The sequence below is a fragment of the Corallococcus sp. CA049B genome (assembly GCF_003611685.1).
Taxonomy (GTDB): Bacteria; Myxococcota; Myxococcia; order Myxococcales; family Myxococcaceae; genus Corallococcus; species Corallococcus coralloides.
The window spans coordinates 1-1,198 of sequence record NZ_RAWC01000455.1 but is presented as its reverse complement, the minus strand read 5'-3'; the positions used below and the strand labels follow the sequence as shown (position 1 = coordinate 1,198).

Sequence of the window (1,198 nt, the reverse complement as noted above, 5' to 3'; positions counted from 1 at the left end):
CCTGAGCGGCGCCCTGCCGCCCCCCGAGCGGGCGAGCCCCTGCCCTGCCCGGGCGCGGCGATTCCTCCCAGGGAGCCCACGGCGCACTTTTGCCCTGAACGAATGGAAGGGGGCTTCCCGCGCCGGTTCATCCGCCGCCGGACGGCCGCCGCCTTTCACAAGGAGCGGGAGCCGCCATGCGCATCCACCACCTGAACTGCACCACGATGTGCCCGCCCGGCGGGCGGCTCATGGATGGGCGGCGAGGCTTCAGCGGCCCGGCGGCGCTCACCTGCCACTGTCTGGCGTTGGAGACGCCCGGCGGTCTGGTGCTGGTGGACACCGGCTTTGGCCTCCATGACGTGTACGCGCCCCGCGTGCGGCTCAACGGCCTGTTTCGGGACGTGCTCTGCCGCCCCGCCCTGGCGGAGGAGTCCACCGCCATCCGCCAGCTGGAGCGCATGGGTTTCCAGGCCAGCGACGTGCGCGACATCATCCTCACGCACCTGGACTTCGACCATGCGGGCGGCCTGGATGACTTCCCCCACGCGCGCGTGCACGTGCTGGCGGACGAGTACCGCGTGGCCACCGCGCAGAAGACCTGGCTGGACCGCGCGCGCTTCCGCCCGCAGCAGTGGTCCAAGGAGACGCGCTGGGAGACGTACATCCCGAACCGGGGCGAGGGCTGGTTCGGCTTCGACTGCGTGCGCGAGCTCACCGGACTGCCGCCGGAGATCCTCCTGGTGCCGCTCGTGGGCCACACGCTGGGACACGCGGGCGTGGCCATCGACACCGGGGAAGGGTGGCTGCTGCACGCGGGCGACGCGTATTTCCACCACGGTGAGATGGACCTGGACCGCTACCGGTGCACCGCCGGCCTGCGCGCCTACCAGAAGCTGATGCAGAAGGACGGGTGGATGCGCTGGTACAACCTGCGCCGGCTGCGTGAGCTGGTGCAGCGCCACGGCGAACAGGTGACGGTGTTCTGCGCGCACGACTCGCTAGAGTTCGAGCGGCTGGAGGAGCGCGAGAAGCTGCCCGCGGACTTCCCCATCCAGCCCGGCCTGGTCGCCCCCGTGCCGTCGCTGCACCTCTAAGCCAGAGGAAGTAAGTCCTGTCAGGGGGTAGGATTGCCGCTCCTCCGGTTGTGCAGAAGGAGCGGCGAAGTGCCCCACCAGCACCGAGAGTTGGAGCTGACGGCAGCCGAGCGGCGCCGGCT

1 protein-coding gene is annotated in these 1,198 nt (G+C 70.7%); it reads left to right on the top strand.

What is annotated here, in order from left to right:
* Nucleotides 1-176: 176 nt before the first annotated feature.
* Nucleotides 177-1,076: an MBL fold metallo-hydrolase gene (locus D7W82_RS39680; protein WP_120623188.1), complete on the top strand. Its 900-nt coding sequence runs from the start codon at nucleotides 177-179 to the stop codon at nucleotides 1,074-1,076.
* Nucleotides 1,077-1,198: the final 122 nt, after the last annotated feature.

Bases quoted from the DNA above. Each gene is read 5' to 3' on its own strand.
- D7W82_RS39680 (WP_120623188.1), top strand. From the start codon at position 177: ATGCGCATCCACCACCTGAACTGCACCACGATGTGCCCGCCCGGCGGG.